Source organism: Pseudomonas sp. FeS53a (genome assembly GCF_000931385.1).
GTDB classification, from domain to species: Bacteria; Pseudomonadota; Gammaproteobacteria; order Pseudomonadales; family Pseudomonadaceae; genus Metapseudomonas; species Metapseudomonas otitidis.
The window spans coordinates 52,025-64,557 of record NZ_JYFT01000045.1 but is presented as its reverse complement, the minus strand read 5'-3'; the positions used below and the strand labels follow the sequence as shown (position 1 = coordinate 64,557).

General features: G+C 68.9%; 14 protein-coding genes. 3 read left to right on the top strand and 11 right to left on the bottom strand.

What is annotated here, in order from left to right:
* The gene (locus SZ55_RS13090) at window positions 1-204 is read right to left on the bottom strand and encodes a hypothetical protein (RefSeq protein WP_044406437.1); all 204 of its coding nucleotides are present in this window, start codon (window positions 202-204) and stop codon (window positions 1-3) included.
* 270 nt (window positions 205-474) lie between these two features.
* Complete coding sequence (locus SZ55_RS13085) at window positions 475-1,407, bottom strand: LysR family transcriptional regulator (RefSeq protein ID WP_044406436.1); 933 nt, start codon at window positions 1,405-1,407, stop codon at window positions 475-477.
* 84 nt (window positions 1,408-1,491) lie between these two features.
* Here SZ55_RS13085 and SZ55_RS13080 point away from each other — a divergent pair, with 84 nt between their 5' ends.
* Window positions 1,492-1,974, top strand: a complete 483-nt coding sequence (locus tag SZ55_RS13080; protein WP_044406432.1) for a GNAT family N-acetyltransferase — start codon at window positions 1,492-1,494, stop codon at window positions 1,972-1,974.
* Here the strand turns inward: SZ55_RS13080 and SZ55_RS13075 are convergent.
* The 5 genes from SZ55_RS13075 to SZ55_RS13055 all read right to left on the bottom strand — a co-directional run bounded on the left by SZ55_RS13075 (window position 1,971) and on the right by SZ55_RS13055 (window position 8,139).
* Complete coding sequence (locus tag SZ55_RS13075) at window positions 1,971-3,374, bottom strand: ATP-binding protein (protein ID WP_082078228.1); 1,404 nt, start codon at window positions 3,372-3,374, stop codon at window positions 1,971-1,973. The genes SZ55_RS13080 and SZ55_RS13075 overlap by 4 nt on opposite strands.
* A 28-nt stretch (window positions 3,375-3,402) precedes the next feature.
* Complete coding sequence (locus SZ55_RS13070; protein WP_044406428.1) at window positions 3,403-4,128, bottom strand: response regulator; 726 nt, start codon at window positions 4,126-4,128, stop codon at window positions 3,403-3,405.
* Window positions 4,129-4,308: 180 nt separating this feature from the next.
* The gene (locus SZ55_RS13065) at window positions 4,309-5,268 is read right to left on the bottom strand and encodes a glucokinase (protein ID WP_044406421.1); all 960 of its coding nucleotides are present in this window, start codon (window positions 5,266-5,268) and stop codon (window positions 4,309-4,311) included.
* Entirely contained in the window at window positions 5,265-7,091 is a 1,827-nt protein-coding gene (gene edd, locus SZ55_RS13060) for a phosphogluconate dehydratase (RefSeq protein WP_044406418.1), read from the bottom strand. Before edd ends, SZ55_RS13065 begins: the two co-directional genes overlap by 4 nt.
* Before the next feature lie 241 nt (window positions 7,092-7,332).
* Complete coding sequence (locus tag SZ55_RS13055; RefSeq protein WP_044406416.1) at window positions 7,333-8,139, bottom strand: dienelactone hydrolase family protein; 807 nt, start codon at window positions 8,137-8,139, stop codon at window positions 7,333-7,335.
* Window positions 8,140-8,260: 121 nt separating this feature from the next.
* Here SZ55_RS13055 and SZ55_RS13050 point away from each other — a divergent pair, with 121 nt between their 5' ends.
* On the top strand, window positions 8,261-8,689 hold the full coding sequence (locus SZ55_RS13050) for a copper chaperone PCu(A)C (RefSeq protein WP_044406414.1): 429 nt from the start codon (window positions 8,261-8,263) through the stop codon (window positions 8,687-8,689).
* A gap of 4 nt (window positions 8,690-8,693) precedes the next feature.
* Here the strand turns inward: SZ55_RS13050 and SZ55_RS13045 are convergent, their stop codons facing one another.
* Genes SZ55_RS13045 through gorA form a run of 3 tightly spaced genes read right to left on the bottom strand, consistent with a single transcriptional unit; the run spans window position 8,694 to window position 11,064 of the window.
* A complete protein-coding gene (locus tag SZ55_RS13045; protein ID WP_044406413.1) occupies window positions 8,694-9,071 on the bottom strand; it encodes a VOC family protein in 378 nt (125 codons plus the stop codon).
* 3 nt (window positions 9,072-9,074) lie between these two features.
* Window positions 9,075-9,698, bottom strand: a complete 624-nt coding sequence (locus tag SZ55_RS13040) for a trimeric intracellular cation channel family protein (protein ID WP_044406412.1) — start codon at window positions 9,696-9,698, stop codon at window positions 9,075-9,077.
* Between the two features lie 7 nt (window positions 9,699-9,705).
* Window positions 9,706-11,064, bottom strand: a complete 1,359-nt coding sequence (gene gorA / locus SZ55_RS13035) for a glutathione-disulfide reductase (protein ID WP_044406411.1) — start codon at window positions 11,062-11,064, stop codon at window positions 9,706-9,708.
* Window positions 11,065-11,166: 102 nt separating this feature from the next.
* Here gorA and SZ55_RS13030 point away from each other — a divergent pair, with 102 nt between their 5' ends.
* Window positions 11,167-11,589 (top strand): VOC family protein, encoded by a 423-nt coding sequence (locus SZ55_RS13030; protein WP_044406408.1) that lies wholly within the window; start codon window positions 11,167-11,169, stop codon window positions 11,587-11,589.
* A gap of 91 nt (window positions 11,590-11,680) precedes the next feature.
* Here the strand turns inward: SZ55_RS13030 and galU are convergent, their stop codons facing one another.
* Window positions 11,681-12,520: a UTP--glucose-1-phosphate uridylyltransferase GalU gene (gene galU / locus SZ55_RS13025; RefSeq protein ID WP_044406405.1), complete on the bottom strand. Its 840-nt coding sequence runs from the start codon at window positions 12,518-12,520 to the stop codon at window positions 11,681-11,683.
* Between the last annotated feature and the right edge of the window lie 13 nt (window positions 12,521-12,533).

Below are 12,533 nucleotides of genomic sequence, written 5' to 3'. Positions count from 1 at the left end.
TCAGGCGCGCTGGTCGATGCGTTCGCGCAGGGTGCGCAGGTCGGCGGCGTCCTGGTGCATGCGCTGGATGATCTCCAGCAGTTGCTGTTTGAGGTGGGCATCACCGATGCGTTCGGCGGCCTTCATCACGGCGATGGCGGCGTCTTCGTTGTTCATGGCGATGGTGTCCAGGAGCTTGCGGCAATCACGTACGGCACGGGTCACGGCGGGGGTCCGAGGGGAAAACTGCGCGCATCCTGCCGGAGGGATGTTGCGATCTGATGTCAGGAGCGGCCAGCCGGAATTTCACAATGCGCTTTCAAGTCGGGAAACCGCGGCAGGATGCGCAGGCGAAAAAAAACCGACCCTTGAAGGTCGGTTCCTGCCCAGCAAGGGCACGATCGATGTGGAAACCACGATATGCACGCACCCACTGCCCGTTGGGTGCAGGGACATGATCGCGCCCCGCGATGACGGGCCGATGACAGTCGCGTTTCAGTCCGGCGAACGCGAGCGGATCGGCAGCGCCTGGAGCTGCTCCAGCATCCACGCATGGGCGTCGCGGCCGGCGTAGCGGGCGTGGCTGTAGAGGCGCAGGGTGTAGCGCGGGATGGCGAAGGGCGCCGGGTAGAGGGCGATGCCGGCCACGTCCCGCAGGGTCTCGGCGGCGTGGCCGGGGGCAGTCATCAGAAGGTCGCTGGCGCCGATGATGAAGGGCGCGGCGAGCACGGAGGGCAGCCACAGCGCCACGTCGCGGCGCAGCCCCATGCGGGCCAGCACCTGGTCGATCACCCCGCTCGGTTCGTTCCACGGCGTCACCACCGCGTGGCGTTCGGCCAGGTAGGCGTCCAGGTCGGGCGCGCCCTGCACACGGGGGTGGTCGCGCCGGGCGATGACCTGGTAGGCGTCGCTGAACCAGTCCAGCGCCTGGATGCCGGCCGGCAACTGGTCCTGCTCTTCGCCGTAGCCCAGGGCGAAGTCGATGCGACCGCTGGCCAGGTCGTCGATGGAGACCTTGCGCTCGGCGTGCACCAGGCGCAGCTGGATGCCCGGGGCGAGGCGCTGCAGGCGCTCCACCAGGGCCGGCATGAGGGCGAAGGCGGTGTAGTCGGTGACGGCGAAGACGAAGGTGCGCTGGCTGCGCGCGGGGTCGAACGGGTCCCACTGTTCCAGCCCCTCGCCGAGGGTGCGCAACGCGACCGCCACCGGGCCGGCGAGTTGCTCGGCCCGCTGGGTCGGCTGCATGCGGTTGCCCTGGCGCAGGAAGAGTTCGTCGTCCAGGGCCTGGCGCAAGCGGGCCAGGGCGTGGCTGAAGGCCGAGGCGCTGATGGCCAGTTCGCTGGCGGCGGTGCTGACGTTGCGGTGGCGATGCAGGGCGTCGAAGGCCAGCAGCAAGTTGAGGTCGAGGCGGCGCAGCAAGTGATGCACAGCATTCAGCTCCTGATGACATAAATGCACTTCATGCAGCTTACCAGCGCCGTTAGCATGGGCGCCCCTTTACTGGAGAGCCCCATGAACATCGAGATTCGCCCCGCCCAACCCGGCGACGCCCAGCAGATCCTGGATTTCATCATCGAACTGGCCGACTATGAGCGCGCCCGCCACGAGGTGATCGCCAGTGTCGAGGACATCCAGCGCACGCTGTTCAGCGAGGGCGCGCCGGCCAAGGCGCTGATGTGCCTGTGCGACGGCCAGCCCATCGGCTACGCGGTGTACTTCTACAGCTACTCCACCTGGCTGGGGCGCAACGGCATCTACCTGGAAGACCTCTACATCACCCCGGCCAAGCGCGGCGTGGGTGCCGGCCGCGACCTGCTGCGCGCCCTGGCCCGCGAGGCGGTGGCCAATGGCTGCGGTCGCCTGGAGTGGAGCGTGCTGGACTGGAACCAGCCGGCCATCGACTTCTACCAGGCCATCGGCGCCAAGCCCCAGGACGAGTGGGTGCGCTACCGCCTAGATGGCGAGGCGCTCAGCGGCTTCGCCGCCGGCGCCTAAGGCGCGTCAGCGCCTGTGCGCGGCAGGCGCAGGGTGACCCGCAGGCCGCCCTCGCGCAGGTTGCGCAGGCTCAGCTCGCCGCCATGGCTATGGGCCAGGCTGCGGGCGATGCCGAGGCCCAGGCCGTAGCCCTGCTGCTGGCCGGCCAGGCGGAAATGCGGTTCGAACACCTGCTCCAGTTTCTGCTCCGGCACCCCCGGCCCTTCGTCGTCCACGTGCAGGACGAAGGCTTCGGGGCCGTCCTCCACCCGCAGGTGGGCGCGCTCGCCGTACTTCAGGGCGTTGTCCAGCAGGTTGCCGATGCAGCGCCGCAGCGCCAGCGGCTTGCCGGGGTAGCGCTCGAGGGCGGCACCGTCGAGGGTGACGCGACCGTTGGCCAGATAGGGCTCCACCAGGCCGTGAAGCAGGTGGTTGAGGTCCACCTGTTCGATGTTTTCGTGGATGTCGGTGTCCTTCACGCACTGCAGCGCGCCCTTCACCAGCAGCTCCAGCTCGTCCAGGTCGCGGTTGAACTTGGCCTGCTGGGCTTCGTCCTCCAGCAGCTCGACCCGCAGGCGCAGGCGGGTGATGGGGGTGCGCAGGTCGTGGGAGATGGCACTGAACAGCTGGCTGCGCTCGCTCAGGTAACGGCTGATGCGCTCGCGCATGGCGTTGAAGGCGCGACTCACCTCCACCACTTCGCTGCCACCGGCCTCGGGCAGCGGGCGCACCTCGGCGCCCAGGTTCATTTCCCGCGCGGCGGCGGCCAGGCGCTTGAGGGGGCGGCTCTGCCAGCGCACCAGCAGACCGATGAACAACAGCAGGAAGGCGCTGGTGATGAGGATGAAACCCCATTGCTGGGCCGGCAGGCCCTGGTCTTCCAGCCCGGCGTAGGGCTCGGGCAGCAGCGAGGCGAGGTACAGCCACTCGTTGGGGCTGATGCGGATCTGCGTCACCAGCACCGGCGGATCAAGGGGCTCCAGGGTCAGGGCGTAGTGGGCCCAGGAGCGCGGCAACTCGTCCAGCTTGAGGCCGCTGTTGAAGAGCCGCAGGTCCTCCGGGTCGACGAAGTGCAGCGACATCTCCACCGGCTTGCCCAGGCGCTCGCGCAGCACCGCCTCCACCTCGGCGAGCACCGCCTGCTTGCGCGGGGTTTCCGGCAGCACACGCATGGCCAGCGGCTTGTCGTTGAGGGAGACGAAGAAGCGCGTGCCGCCCATGCTGCGCAGCTGGTCCAGCACCATGGGCCGGTAGCCCAGGGGCAGCGAGCGGATGTAGCTGACGCTGGCGGCCATGGACTGGCCGAGGCTGCGGGCACTGATCAGCAGGCCCTCCAGCTGGCTGGCACGCAGTTGGGAGACCCAGATCAGGCTCGACAGGGCCTGGGCCAGCACCACCACCAGCAGGGTCAGCAGCAGCATGCGGGCCAGCAGCGAGCGCGGCACGGCCCTAAGCACGGCGGGAGGAAACCTGGGCGGCGAGCAGGTAGCCGGCTCCCCGCACGGTGCGGATCAGCCGGGGCGCCTTGCCGGTGTCGCGCAGGCGCTGGCGCAACCGGCTCACGGCCATGTCGACGATGCGCTCCAGGGGCATCACCTCGCGGCCACGGGTGGCGTTGGCGATGGTGTCGCGGTCGAGGATCTGCTGCGGGTGGTCGAGGAACAGCTTGAGCAGGGCGAAGTCGGCGCCGGAGAGGATCACCTCCTCGCCGTCGAGGTGGAACAGGCGGTGGCTGACCATGTCCAGGCGCCAGGCGTCGAAGCTGACCACCTGGGCCTCGCGCTCCTGGCCGAAGCCGACCCGGCGCAGCAGGGCCTTGACCCGGGCCTGCAGCTCGCGGGGGCTGAAGGGCTTGCCGATGTAGTCGTCGGCGCCCAGTTCCAGGCCGATGACCCGGTCGGCCTCGTCGGAGCTGGCGGTGAGCATGATGATCGGCACCTGGGCCAGGCGCGGGTGTTCGCGCACCCAGCGGCAGAGGCTGAAGCCGTCCTCGTCGGGCAGCATCACGTCGAGGATCGCCAGGTCGGCACCGGCCTCGTCCATGGCGGCACGAAAGCCCGCGCCATCGGCCACGGTGCGCACCTGGAAGCCGGCACGGCTGAGGAAGGCCTGCAGCAGTTCGCGAATTTCCTGGTCGTCATCCACCAGGAGGATGTGCTTTCCGGAAGGGCTCATGTCGGCCGTCCTTTGTTGTTATCGGTCATGTCCGTTTGGATGCGAGGCGTTGAGGCCGCGATCTTTCATCCCGCTGTCGGCGTCGGCGCATCGCCATCGGCGGACCGATGAAGCGCGCTCCACCCTACAACAGGTCGCCTGCCGGGAACGTGCCTCGCGTCCGCTTCCCGTGACTGCGCCTCACGCCTGCATCGCCTGCTGCAGCGCCACGCCGGCACCTTCCAGGCCCGGGTACTCGGCCGTCACCAGCCACACGGGGATGCCCTCCAGGTAACCGCTCATGCAGCCCTTGCTGGCGAAGGCGCGGGCGAAGCCGCTGGCCTTGAAGAACTCGGCGAAGCGCGGCACCACGCCGCCCACCACGTAGACCCCGCCCCGGGCGCCGAGGGTGAGGACGTTGTTGCCCGCGACGCGGCCGAGCCAGGTGCAGAACTGCTCCAGCACCGCCCTCGCCTCGGGGTCACCGGCCAGGGCCGCCGAGGTGATGGCCGCCGGGCTGTCCAGGTGCGGCGCGCTGCCATCCAGGGCGCAGCTGGCGCGATAGAGCTGCAGCAGGCCGTTGCCGCTGAGGACGTTCTCGGCGCTGACATGGCCGAGGCGCTGGTGCAGGTGCTGCCACAGGGCGGCCTCGCGGACGCTGCCCACCGGCAGGTCGACGTGCCCGCCCTCCCCCGGCAAGGCCGTCCAGCGGCCCTCGCCCAGGGGCAGCAGGGTGCCGACGCCAAGCCCGGTGCCGGGCCCGATCACCACGGCGGGGCGATCCGCTTCGGGGGTGCCGGGGCACATCTCCTGGCGCTCCTCGGGGCGCAGGCGGGTCATGCCCAGGGCCATGGCGGTGAAGTCGTTGACCAGCAGCAGGCGCTGGATGCCGAGGCGCTGGCAGAAGGCGGTCCGGTTGAGTCGCCAGTGGTTGTTGGTGAAGCGGAAGTCTTCCCCGCCCACGGGGCCGGCGCAGGCCAGGCAGACGGCCTCCAGCTCGGCGAGGGGCAGGTCGAGCCCGGCCAGGTAGTGCTGGATGGCCGACTCGGGGTCCGGGAAATCAGCGGTGGCCAGCACCTTCACGGCGTCGAGGCGCTGTTCCCGCCACAGGGCGAAGCGGGCGTTGGTCCCGCCGATGTCACCGACCAGCGCCAGGCTCACTTGAGGCCCTCCAGGCTGTGGGTGAAGGCACTGGCGCCCTCTTCGGCGGAGCTGAAGGCGGCACGCATGAAGGCGAACAGCTCACGGCCACAGCCGACTTCGGCCTGGTGCATGGGCGGCGCGGGCTCACGGGCGGCGAACTCGGCGGCGTCCACCTTCAGTTCCAGGGTGCCGGCCACGCCGTCGACGCGAACGATGTCGCCGTCGCGCACACGGGCCAGGGGGCCGCCGTCATAGGCTTCGGGGGTGACGTGGATGGCGGCGGGGATCTTGCCGGAGGCACCGGACATGCGCCCGTCGGTGACCAGTGCGACCTTGAAGCCACGGTCCTGCAGGACGCCGAGGAAGGGGGTCATCTTGTGCAGCTCGGGCATGCCGTTGCAGCGCGGCCCCTGGAAACGCATGACCGCCACCAGGTCGCGGTCCAGCTCGCCGGCCTTGAAGGCATCGGCCAGGGCCTGCTGGTCGTGGAAGACCCGCGCCGGGGCCTCCACCACGCGGTGTTCGGGGGCGACGGCAGAGACCTTCATCACCCCGCGGCCGAGGTTGCCCGTCATCACCCGCAGGCCGCCCTCCGGGGAGAACGGCCGCGCGGCGGGCCGCAGGATGTTCTCGTCCAGGCTCGCGGCGGCGCCTTCGCGCCAGACCAGGCGGCCGTCCTCCAGGAAGGGCTCCTGGGTGTAGCGCCGCAGGCCACGGCCGGCGACGGTCTCGACATCTTCATGGAGCAGGCCGGCATCCAGCAGTTCGCGCACCAGGAAGGCGACGCCGCCGGCGGCCTGGAAGTGATTGATGTCGGCCTTGCCGTTCGGATAGACGTGGGCGAGGGTCGGCACCACTTCGGACAGCTCGGCCATGTCCTGCCAGTCCAGCTGGACACCGGCAGCGCGGGCGATGGCCGGCAGGTGCAGGGTGTGGTTGGTGGAGCCGCCGGTGGCGTGTAGGGCGACCACGGCGTTGATCAGCACGCGCTCGTCGACGATGTGCCCCAGCGGCACGAACTGGCCGGCCTGGCGGGTCAGGCGGGTCACCTGGCGCGCGGCTTCGGCGGTCAGGGCCTCGCGCAGGGGCGTGCCGGGGTTGACGAAGGAGGCGCCCGGCAGGTGCAGGCCCATGATCTCCACGAGCATCTGGTTGGTGTTGGCGGTGCCGTAGAAGGTGCAGGTGCCGGGGCTGTGGTAGGCCTGCATCTCCGCCTCCAGCAGCTCGTCGCGGGTGGCCTTGCCTTCGGCGTAGCGCTGGCGGACCTCGGCCTTCTCCTTGTTGGAGAGGCCCGAGGGCATGGGGCCGGCGGGCACGAACAGCGACGGCAGGTGACCGAAGCGCAGGGCGCCCATCATCAAGCCGGGGACGATCTTGTCGCACACGCCGAGGAACAGCGCGGCGTCGAACATGTTGTGGGACAGGGCGATGGCGGTGGACATCGCGATCACTTCGCGGCTGGCGATGCCCAGCTCCATGCCCGGCTCGCCCTGGGTGACGCCGTCGCACATGGCCGGTACGCCGCCGGCCACCTGGCCGACGGAGCCGATCTCGCGCAGGGCCTGGCGCAGCACCTCGGGGTAGGTCTCGTAGGGCTGGTGGGCGGAGAGCATGTCGTTGTAGGCGGTGACGATGGCGACGTTGGCCGAGTCCATCAGCCGCAGGCGCTGCTTGTCGATGCCGCCGCAGCCCGCCACGCCGTGGGCGAAGTTGGCGCACTGCAGGCTGCCCCGCTGCGGGCCCTTGCTGGCCGCTTCCTGGATCATCGCCAGGTAGCGTTCGCGGGTCGGTCGGCTGCGGGCGATGACCCGCTCGGTGACTTCCAGGATGCGAGGATGCATGTCAGGGGCTCCAGGGAATATCTTGTTTTAATTGCATCAAGATAACGCAGGAAAACAAAATATCACCACATGCGCATGGATATTTTGTTATTCGAACAACATTTTTCAGCTTCAGCCTGTCGTTCTGGTCTGACCGCACACGCCGGCCGAGGTGCCGGTCTGGCGACGGACGCGCGTTCCGCGCCGCGCGCCCCTGCAGAGCGGATGGAGCGGCGCCAGGGGCGAGCCCCGGCGCGGCGTTTCAGCGGGGGAAGATTTCCTTGAAGAAGCCCTGCATGTCGGCCCAGGAGTTCTCGTCGGCCACCTTGCTGTAGGCCAGGTCCGGGCCTTTCTCGCTGCCGTGGCCGGCGTGGCTGAGGCGGTCGGCATCGGGGTTGGTGAAGCCGTGCTTGGCCTTGGGCTGGAGGACGAAGCGGTAGTTGGCCTCGGCGGCGTCCATCTCGTCCTTGAAGGCGGCGACGTCGGCCTTGGTAACCATGCTGTCCTGCCCGCCGTGCTCCACCAGGATGCGCGCCTTGACGCTGCCCTTGGTGGCGGGGGTGGCGGTGGCGAGGGCGCCGTGGAAGCTCACCACCCCGGCCAGCGGGACGCCCTGGCGGGCCATGTCCAGCACCACCTTGCCGCCGAAGCAGTAGCCGATGGCGGCCAGGCGGCTGTTGTCGGTCAGGGGCTGCTGCTTGAGCAGGTCGAGGCCGGCGAGGAAGCGCGCCTTGGCGGCGGGGGCGTCCTTGAGGGCGGCCTGCATGAAGGCGGCGGCGTCGGCCGGGTGCTCGGTGTTCTTGCCTTCGCCGTACATGTCGATGGCCAGGGCGCTGTAGCCCAGCTCGGCGAGGTCGCGGGCGCGGCGCTTGGCGTAGTCGTTCAGGCCCCACCACTCATGCACCACCACCACGCCGGGGCGCTTGCCCTCGATGGCGTCGTCGTAGGCGTAGTAGCCCACCAGGGCGGTACCATCGGCGGTCTTGTAGTGGAGCTCCTTGGTCTTGACCTCGGCCTGGGCGATGCCCGCGAAGGCCAACAGAGCGAACAACAACGACAATCTGGGCATTTCGATTCCTCTCCGGGTTCAGCGAAGCTGGGCAGCGTGCAAGTGTCGCGGTTTTTCCGGGCTTTCGCCAACCGCCGTTGCCAGGTGAAATAGCGCTCCCCCATGCCTTGCCGAGGTTGCCATGCGTCGTTCGTCGATCCTCCTGCTGTCCGCCCTCGCCTGCCCCTGGGCCCTGGCCGATGGGCCACGGGCGGGGAACCTGGAACTGGGGCCAGCCTGGAGCCGGGCCTCGACCTGGGACGCCACGGCGCGGGAGGTCTACCTGGACATCCACGACCGGGGCGGCGATGGCGACCGGCTGAGCGGCGCCAGCTCGCCCCTGGCCTGGCGGGTGGACCTGCAGACCACGGTGCGCATCGGCGAGGCCCGCCGGGTGATGACCCTGGTGTCGTTCGGCATCCCCGCCGGGGGCACGCTGGCGCTCAAGCCGGACGGCAGCCACCTGACACTGGTGGGACTGCGTCAGCCGGTGACGCCCGGCCAGCGCATCCCGCTCGTCCTGCGCTTCGAGAAGGCCGGCGAGGTGCGCGTGGAGGCGACGGCGCAGTGACGGCTCAGGCGAGGTAGCGGCCGATCTCGATCAGGTTGCCGTCCGGGTCGCGAACGTACACCGACTCGATGGGCCCGAGGGCGCCGGTGCGGCGCACCGGCCCCTCCTCCGCCACGCCTTCGGCGGCCAGGTGGGCCAGCAGGCGCTCCAGGGGCCAGGTGGTGACCAGGCACAGGTCGATGGCCCCCGGCAGCGGGTGCGCGGCCTTGGGCTCGAACTCCCGTCCGGCCTGGTGCAGGTTGAGCTTCTGCTGGCCGAAGGCCAGGGCGCTGCGGCCCTCGCCGAACACCTGGTGACGCATGCCCAGCACGCGCTGGTAGAAATCCACGGTGCGGGGGATGTCGGCGACGGTGAGGACCAGGTGATCGATGCGTTCCAGCATGGGTCAGTGCCTGTCGAGGAGGTGGAAACGGGGCAGCGAGAGCCCCCAGCGGATGGCGGCCAGGCGGGTGCCGAGCACCACGGCCATGGCGATGCCGGTGTCGAGCCAGCGCGGCAGCCCGACGGCCAGCAGCCCGATGAACACCAGGGAGCCGGCGATGCAGGCGATGGCGTAGATCTCCTTCTGGAAGATCAGCGGGATCTCGTTGCAGATCACGTCGCGCATCACGCCGCCGGCGACGCCGGTGATGACGCCCATGATCACCGCCGTGCTCAGGGGCACCTGGTGCTGCAGGGCGACCTCGGTGCCGTAGACGGTGAACACGGCCAGGCCGAAGGCATCGGCCACCAGCAGCCCGGTCTCGTGGATGGGCCGGGTCAGGCGGACCCAGAGCACGGTGCCCACGGCGGCCAGGGAGGCGACGAGGATGTAGGTGTCGTCACGGATCCAGCTGACCGGGTGGTTGCCGAGGATGACGTCGCGCAGGGTGCCGCCGCCCAGGGCGGTGATGATGGCGATCACCAGCACGCCGAACAGGTCCATGGACTTGCGCCCGGCCATGAGCGCGCCGGTGATGGCGAAGACGGCGACGCCGAAGAGGTCGGACAGGTAGAAGAGCTGCTCCATGGACCGATCAGTTCCCCACCGGGGTGCGCATGGTGACGAATTCCTCGGCGGCGGTCGGGTGCACGCCGATGGTCTCGTCGAAGATGCGCTTGGTGGCGCCGGCCTTGAGCGCCACGGCCAGGCCCTGGATGATCTCGCCCGCCTCGGGGCCGACCATGTGGCAGCCGAGCACGCGGTCGCTCTCGGCGTCCACCACCAGCTTCATCAGGGTGCGCTCCTGGTTGTCGGTGAGGGTCAGCTTCATGGCGCGGAAGCGGCTCTCGAACACCTTGACCTTGTGCCCGCGCCCCCGTGCCTGCTCTTCGGTCAGGCCGACGGTGCCGATGTTGGGCAGGCTGAAGACGGCGGTGGGGATGTTGTCGTAGTCCACCGGCTGGTACTCGGCTGGGCGGAACAGGCGGCGGGCAACGGCCATGCCCTCGGCCAGGGCCACCGGGGTGAGCTGCACGCGACCGATGACATCGCCCAGGGCGAGGATCGAGGGTTCGGTGGTGCGGTACTCGTCGTCCACCTTGATGAAGCCGCGCTCGTCCAGCTCGACGCCGGTGTTCTCCAGGCCGAGGTTGTCCAGCATCGGTCGGCGACCGGTGGCGTAGAACACGCAGTCGGTCTCCAGGCTGCGGCCATCCTTGAGGGTGGCGAGCAGGCTGCCATCGACCTGCTTCTCGATGCGGGTGATGTCGGCGCTGAACTGCAGGTCGAGGCCCTTGCGGGTCAGCTCGTCACGCAGGTGGGTGCGCACGGCGCCGTCGAAGCCGCGCAGGAACAGTTCCTGGCGATAGAGCAGCGAGGTCTTGGCGCCCAGGCCGTGGAAGATCGAGGCGAATTCGACGGCGATGTAGCCGCCGCCCACCACCAGCACGCGCTTGGGCAGTTCGCGCAGGTGGAAGGCTTCGTTGGAGGTGACGGCATGCTCGCGGCCGGGAATGTCCGGCACCTGGGGCCAGCCACCGGTGGCGATGAGCAGGTGCTCGGCAGTGAAGCGCTGCTCGCCGACCGCCACGGTGTGGGCGTCGAGGATGCGCGCATGGCCTTCCAGCAGGGTGACGCCGGCGTTGACCAGGAGGTTGCGGTAGATGCCGTTGAGGCGGTGGATTTCCTTGTCCTTGTTGGCGATCAGGGTCGCCCAGTCGAACCCGGGCTCGCCGACGGACCAGCCGTAGCCGCGCGCCTGCTCGAAGTCTTCGGCGTAGTGGGCGCCGTACACCAGCATCTTCTTCGGCACGCAGCCGACGTTGACGCAGGTGCCGCCCAGGTAGCGGCTTTCCGCTACCGCGACGCGGGCACCGAAACCGGCGGCGAAGCGAGAGGCACGTACGCCGGCGGAACCGGCGCCTATGACGAAGAGGTCGAAATCGTAGGCCATGGCAGGGGGTCTCCAGAAACAGGCGGCCAGCATACCTGAACCCGTGCCCCTGACCAGTTGCCGCGCCTATCCTTGAGCTTGGTACGCCGAAGGAGGAGCACCATGCGCCCTACCCTCACCCACCTCGCCCTGCACGTGCCCGAGCTGGAGCCGTGCATCGCCTTCTACGAACGCTATTGCGGCATGCGGGTGATCCACTCCCGCGCCGGCAAGGGCTCGCGCATCGTCTGGATGGCGGAGCCGGGCCAGGAGCACCGTTTCATCTTCGTGATCATGCCCGGCGGGCGCCCGCGTGACCTGGCCGCCGACGACTACAGCCACTTCGGCTTCGCCCTGGAAAGCCGCGAGGCGGTGGATGCCCTGGCCGCCCGCGCGGCGGCCGAAGGCTGCCTGGTGTGGGCACCCCGGGACGAGCCCTTCCCGGTGGGCTACTACTGCGGCCTGCGGGACCCGGCGGGCCACTATGTGGAGTTCAGCTACGGGCAGCCGCTGGGGCCGGGTTCGGAGGGGATGGTGATTCCCTGAGGCAGGCTTCCCAGGCTGAAGCCCGGTCTACGTGGAGTGCAGATACGACAAGGCCGCCCGGAGGCGGCCTTGGGTGACGCGGTGGAGCCTATCAGTAGGCCTTGCCGGTCTTGTAGAGGTTCTCGAAGCAGTAGTTGGTCGCCTCGATGTAGCCTTCGGCACCGCCGCAGTCGAAACGCTTGCCCTTGAACTTGTACGCCAGCACGCAACCGTCCTGGGCCTGCTTCATCAGGGCGTCGGTGATCTGGATTTCGCCGCCTTTGCCCGGCTCGGTCTCTTCGATCAGCTTGAAGATGTCCGGAGTCAGGATGTAGCGGCCGATGATCGCCAGGTTGGACGGGGCGTCTTCCGGCTTGGGCTTCTCGACCATGCTGTTCACGCGGTAGATGTCGTCGCGGATCATCTCGCCGGCGATCACGCCGTACTTGGAGGTTTCCTCCGGCGGCACTTCCTGGATGGCGACGATGGAGCAGCGGAACTGGTTGTACAGCTTGACCATCTGGGTCAGCACGCCGTCGCCGTCGAGGTTCAGGCACAGGTCGTCCGCCAGCACCACGGCGAAAGGCTCGTCGCCGATCAGCGGACGGCCGCTGAGGATGGCGTGGCCCAGGCCCTTCATTTCCACCTGGCGGGTGTAGGAGAAGCTGCACTGGTCGATCAGGCGGCGGATGCCGACCAGGTACTTCTCCTTGTCGGTACCCTTGATCTGGTGTTCCAGCTCGTAGCTGATGTCGAAGTGGTCTTCCAGGGCGCGCTTGCCACGGCCGGTGACGATGGAGATCTCGCTGAGACCGGCGTCCAGCGCCTCTTCAACCCCGTACTGGATCAGCGGCTTGTTCACCACCGGCAGCATTTCCTTGGGCATGGCCTTGGTGGCGGGCAGAAAACGGGTACCGTAACCAGCGGCCGGGAACAGGCATTTCTTGATCATGTTGAACCTTGAA

Excerpts from the sequence above, each read along its gene's own strand:
- SZ55_RS13080 (WP_044406432.1), top strand. The coding sequence starts at position 1,492 with ATGAACATCGAGATTCGCCCCGCCCAACCCGGCGACGCCCAGCAGATC.
- SZ55_RS13075 (WP_082078228.1), bottom strand. The coding sequence starts at position 3,374 with ATGCTGCTGCTGACCCTGCTGGTGGTGGTGCTGGCCCAGGCCCTGTCG.
- SZ55_RS13070 (WP_044406428.1), bottom strand. The coding sequence starts at position 4,128 with ATGAGCCCTTCCGGAAAGCACATCCTCCTGGTGGATGACGACCAGGAA.
- edd (WP_044406418.1), bottom strand. The coding sequence starts at position 7,091 with ATGCATCCTCGCATCCTGGAAGTCACCGAGCGGGTCATCGCCCGCAGC.
- SZ55_RS13055 (WP_044406416.1), bottom strand. The coding sequence starts at position 8,139 with ATGCCCAGATTGTCGTTGTTGTTCGCTCTGTTGGCCTTCGCGGGCATC.
- SZ55_RS13050 (WP_044406414.1), top strand. The coding sequence starts at position 8,261 with ATGCGTCGTTCGTCGATCCTCCTGCTGTCCGCCCTCGCCTGCCCCTGG.
- SZ55_RS13045 (WP_044406413.1), bottom strand. The coding sequence starts at position 9,071 with ATGCTGGAACGCATCGATCACCTGGTCCTCACCGTCGCCGACATCCCC.
- SZ55_RS13040 (WP_044406412.1), bottom strand. The coding sequence starts at position 9,698 with ATGGAGCAGCTCTTCTACCTGTCCGACCTCTTCGGCGTCGCCGTCTTC.
- gorA (WP_044406411.1), bottom strand. The coding sequence starts at position 11,064 with ATGGCCTACGATTTCGACCTCTTCGTCATAGGCGCCGGTTCCGCCGGC.
- SZ55_RS13030 (WP_044406408.1), top strand. The coding sequence starts at position 11,167 with ATGCGCCCTACCCTCACCCACCTCGCCCTGCACGTGCCCGAGCTGGAG.
- galU (WP_044406405.1), bottom strand. The coding sequence starts at position 12,520 with ATGATCAAGAAATGCCTGTTCCCGGCCGCTGGTTACGGTACCCGTTTT.